The organism is Acinetobacter sp. Q186-3, assembly GCF_013420655.1.
Classification (GTDB): domain Bacteria; phylum Pseudomonadota; class Gammaproteobacteria; order Pseudomonadales; family Moraxellaceae; genus Acinetobacter; species Acinetobacter indicus.
Genome location: NZ_VOXS01000040.1, coordinates 1 through 3,764 on the forward strand (window position 1 = coordinate 1; position 3,764 = coordinate 3,764).

The following is a 3,764-nucleotide window of genomic DNA, read 5'->3' on the forward strand; positions in this document are numbered from 1 at the left end:
GTGTATTATGTTAATTTTAGAAAATCTTCACTACTATTATTTTAAAATAAGCCTTATATCCAAGCATAAAACAAGGTTGTCTAGACTTCTTTTAACAGTAAAGTTATCATAAAACTGAATTTTATTTTTTAGGTAAGTTTATGCATTCTATCCGCATTCGTTAAGACACAACTATTTGCATAGTGACACTATTTTATAATGGTGGGCTTTTGTTGTGTCTTTAAGAATATATGCGGATATATAAAGTAAAAGTATGCTTAATTTATAAGTATGCTTTTAGTGCATAGTTTCCAGTTATAACTTAATTGACTAGCTATTTGTCCACCCTGTGGATGAATAGCTTTTTTTTTGGGAGGACACTGTGATGCTAGCTTTTGTTTTCACCTAAATCCTGTTTGCTGCATAAAAAATTTCAAGAGCTAAACAGGAGTAAATAAAAATGAGTTTAATTATTAAAGCGAGAAACATACGCTTGGATTATGCTGGGCGTGATGTTTTGGATATTGATGAATTGGAAATTCACTCTTATGACCGTATTGGTCTTGTGGGTGATAACGGAGCAGGAAAGAGTAGTTTACTCAAAGTACTTAATGGCGAAATTGTTTTAGCCGAAGCGACATTACAGCGTTTTGGTGATTTTGCACATATCAGCCAACTGGGCGGAATCGAAATAGAAACGGTCGAAGACCGGGCAATGTTATCTCGCCTTGGTGTTTCCAATGTACAAAACGACACAATGAGTGGCGGAGAGGAAACTCGTGCAAAAATTGCTGCCGCATTTTCCCAACAAGTACATGGCATTCTAGCGGATGAACCAACCAGCCACCTTGATCTCAATGGAATAGATCTACTTATTGGTCAACTTAAAGCATTTGATGGAGCATTACTTGTTATCAGTCATGACCGATATTTTCTTGATATGGTTGTAGACAAGATATGGGAGTTAAAAGACGGTAAAATTACGGAATATTGGGGTGGTTACTCGGATTACTTGCGTCAAAAAGAAGAAGAGCGACAACACCAAGCCGTAGAATATGAGCTGATGATGAAGGAACGGGAGCGATTAGAATCTGCTGTGCAAGAAAAACGCCAGCAAGCTAATCGATTAGACAATAAGAAAAAAGGAGAAAAATCCAAAAACTCTACCGAAAGTGCTGGACGACTTGGGCATGCAAAAATGACTGGCACCAAGCAAAGAAAACTGTATCAGGCAGCTAAGAGTATGGAAAAGCGTTTGGCTGCATTAGAAGATATTCAAGCACCAGAGCATTTGCGTTCTATTCGTTTTCGTCAAAGTTCAGCCCTAGAACTGCACAATAAGTTCCCGATTACGGCAGATGGTCTGAGCTTAAAATTTGGTAGCCGTACTATCTTTGATGACGCTAACTTTATAATACCGCTTGGCGCTAAAGTCGCTATAACTGGATCGAATGGAACAGGGAAAACGTCCTTGTTAAAAATGATATCAGAACGTGCTGATGGATTAACCATATCTCCAAAAGCTGAAATTGGCTACTTTACACAAACAGGATATAAATTTAACACGCATAAATCTGTGCTCTCCTTTATGCAGGAAGAGTGCGAGTACACAGTTGCGGAAATTCGTGCAGTATTGGCTTCAATGGGGATCGGAGCGAATGATATTCAAAAAAACTTATCCGACTTATCGGGAGGTGAAATCATCAAACTGCTTTTATCCAAAATGCTTTTAGGAAAATATAATATTTTGCTTATGGATGAACCAGGAAACTATCTTGACCTAAAAAGTATTGCCGCATTAGAAACAATGATGAAGTCCTATGCAGGAACTATTATCTTCGTATCTCATGACAAGCAATTGGTCGATAATATTGCTGACATTATCTACGAGATCAAAGACCACAAAATCATCAAGACTTTTGAGAGAGATTGTTAATGATAGCCAATCTAATCCGAACATTAATTATTGAACTCTTTAAAGGAAATTAAAAATGACAATTCAAGATATTCAATCACTTGCTGAAGCACACGGCTTGTTGCTTACGGACAAAATGAATTTCAATGAAATGGGCATTGATTTTAAGGTCGTTTTTGCTCTTGATACAAAGGGGCAACAATGGTTGCTGCGTATTCCTCGTCGTGATGGCATGAGGGAACAAATCAAGAAAGAAAAACGCATTTTAGAATTGGTAAAAAAACATCTTTCTGTAGAGGTTCCTGATTGGAGAATTTCATCTACAGAATTAGTGGCTTATCCCATACTTAAAGATAATCCTGTTTTAAATTTGGATGCTGAAACCTATGAAATAATTTGGAATATGGACAAAGATAGCCCGAAATACATAACATCTTTGGCAAAAACCTTATTTGAAATCCATAGTATTCCTGAAAAAGAAGTTCGGGAAAATGATTTGAAAATTATGAAACCTTCAGATTTAAGACCTGAAATAGCAAACAATTTGCAGTTAGTAAAATCTGAAATTGGTATAAGTGAGCAATTGGAAACCCGCTACAGAAAATGGTTGGATAATGATGTTCTATGGGCAGATTTCACCCAATTTATACATGGCGATTTATATGCTGGGCATGTACTAGCTTCAAAGGATGGAGCTGTTTCAGGCGTTATTGATTGGTCAACAGCCCATATAGATGACCCAGCGATTGATTTTGCTGGGCATGTAACTTTGTTTGGAGAAGAAAGCCTCAAAACTCTAATCATCGAGTATGAAAAACTAGGGGGTAAAGTTTGGAATAAACTATATGAACAGACTTTAGAAAGAGCAGCGGCCTCTCCTTTGATGTATGGTTTATTTGCCTTAGAAACTCAAAATGAAAGCCTTATCGTTGGAGCAAAAGCTCAGTTGGGAGTTATATAATTTAAAAATATGATTGCTGAGAACTGCCTTGTTTTGAAACTTGGTTGGCTTTAATTAGTTTTTAGTATTCTTTATAGAAAATGCCTCGATCAAGGGGCATTTCTAACAATCATTTAACATAAAATTTCTTATGTGAAGTAACCTGAATGCAGCGGTGCCCCATTGGGGGCGCGTTGAGATAAGCCTCTTTTAGATAACTTTAGCAACTCGATAGACAGTTGCAACTCCACAATTCACTGCTTTGGCAATTTCTTCCTTAGTCATATTGCCAACTACTAGCAATTCTTTTATTCGTTTATGTTTAGCCTCATTTGCCTTCTTGCCTGTTGGTTTGTAACCCGAACGTGCCAGGCCCTGCTTAATACGTTCTATACGTTTCTCATTGTCTAGGCGGGCCATTGTTGCCAGAAGATCAATCAACATATTGTTGATGAGTTCCAAGATTGAATGAGTAATGCTGTCACTGGTTTGAATCATTTGGTAGGTAGTAGGAAGATCTGCTACGACTAAACGAAGTCCCTTCTCCTGGATCCTGCGCTTCAGCTCTTGAAAATCTCGTTGGGTTAGGCGTGATAAGCGGTCAATACTTTCAACTAACAATGTGTCACCTTGATTTGCTTCTGACAGTAGCTTATTCAATTCAGGTCGGTCTAACTTCGTACCACTATAGTTTTCCACGTACACAATGGTTTCACCCAAATTCAAGTTTTGGTTTAGATCCTGAAGAATCTGCAAAGCCCTTTCTGCATCTTGATCTTTAGTTGAAGCTCGTAGATAAATACGTGTATTCATTTCTATCATTTAATCTTAATTCTATTAGATTAATGATAATACTATCATTTAATTATTGCATTAAGTCTAATGATAGATATTGTATGCGATTTGGCTCGCTATCATTCAGGTATAGTC

At 37.2% G+C, this 3,764-nt stretch carries 3 protein-coding genes; 2 read left to right on the top strand and 1 reads right to left on the bottom strand.

Annotation, left to right across the window (positions count from 1 at the left end; genetic code table 11):
* The first annotated feature begins 439 nt into the window (after positions 1-439).
* Positions 440-1,915: an ABC-F type ribosomal protection protein Msr(E) gene (gene msr(E), locus FTT64_RS14200; RefSeq protein WP_000052512.1), complete on the top strand. Its 1,476-nt coding sequence runs from the start codon at positions 440-442 to the stop codon at positions 1,913-1,915.
* 55 nt (positions 1,916-1,970) lie between these two features.
* Positions 1,971-2,855, top strand: coding sequence for an Mph(E) family macrolide 2'-phosphotransferase (locus FTT64_RS14205; protein ID WP_000155092.1), 885 nt, complete (start codon positions 1,971-1,973; stop codon positions 2,853-2,855).
* A gap of 189 nt (positions 2,856-3,044) precedes the next feature.
* Here the strand turns inward: FTT64_RS14205 and FTT64_RS14210 are convergent, their stop codons facing one another.
* Positions 3,045-3,656: a recombinase family protein gene (locus tag FTT64_RS14210; RefSeq protein WP_015060246.1), complete on the bottom strand. Its 612-nt coding sequence runs from the start codon at positions 3,654-3,656 to the stop codon at positions 3,045-3,047.
* Positions 3,657-3,764 lie beyond the last annotated feature (108 nt).